The following is a 519-nucleotide window of genomic DNA, read 5'->3' on the forward strand; positions in this document are numbered from 1 at the left end:
CGGCGAGGAGGGCCTGGTGAGCCCGGTGCAGCCGGCGCAGGGCGCGGACCCCCTCGACCGCCAGCTCCTTGTCGGCGGCTTGGAGGGCCACCATCGGCAGCAGGTCGTCGTCGTGCAGTTCGAGGCTGGCCCAGGGCGCGCCCCGGTCGAAGCGGACCCCCCGGACGACCTCCCAGGGCAGCTCGTACGAGCCGACGACGTTGCGCACCCGCACACCGCGCGCGTCCGCCTCCACCCGGGGACGGGTGAAGAGCAGGAACCCGAGCGCCCCGAAGACACCCAGGCCGATCATGGCGATCTGGTCGCCGCGCTGGAAGGTGCCGTAGCCGTCACCGGTGGGCCCGGTCAGCGAGGTGGCCACCAGGCTGAACACCACGAGCAGAACGGCCGCCGACGTCCAGCAGACCAGCCGGATACGGCGCGGCCGGAGGCGGATCAGCTCGGTATCGCTCACCCCACCAGTCTGCCATCCGCCCCCGCCCGGCCCGCCGCCGCCACACGGTTCACGCGGCCGGGCGG

The 519-nt window shown here is 74.4% G+C and carries 1 protein-coding gene; it reads right to left on the bottom strand.

Annotation, left to right across the window (positions count from 1 at the left end; genetic code table 11):
- Window positions 1–454 (bottom strand): PH domain-containing protein (locus C1I99_RS31875; RefSeq protein ID WP_199562473.1); only part of this gene is annotated, 454 nt, incomplete at its 3' end.
- Window positions 455–519 lie beyond the last annotated feature (65 nt).

This window comes from Micromonospora deserti (assembly GCF_003236335.1).
Classification (GTDB): Bacteria; Actinomycetota; Actinomycetes; order Mycobacteriales; family Micromonosporaceae; genus Micromonospora; species Micromonospora deserti.